We start from the raw sequence: 214 nt of genomic DNA, 5'->3' as shown, positions 1-214 counted from the left end.
TGGTCAGGTAGAGAATACTAAGGCGCTTGAGAGAACTCGGGTGAAGGAACTAGGCAAAATAGTACCGTAACTTCGGGAGAAGGTACGCTCTTGAGTGTGAAGGACTTGCTCCGTAAGCACTCGAGAGTCGCAGTGACCAGGTGGCTGGGACTGTTTATTAAAAACACAGCACTGTGCTAAATCGCGAGATGACGTATACGGTGTGACACCTGCC

At 50.0% G+C, this 214-nt stretch carries 1 rRNA gene; it reads left to right on the top strand.

Annotation, left to right across the window (positions count from 1 at the left end):
- Positions 1–214 (top strand): 23S ribosomal RNA (locus C2M36_RS12645); the annotation flags it as partial.

This window comes from Pseudoalteromonas sp. T1lg75 (assembly GCF_002964705.1).
In the GTDB taxonomy this organism is placed as follows: Bacteria; Pseudomonadota; Gammaproteobacteria; order Enterobacterales; family Alteromonadaceae; genus Pseudoalteromonas.
The sequence above is the reverse complement of the archived record's forward strand: the minus strand, read 5'-3'. Positions and strand labels throughout refer to the sequence as shown.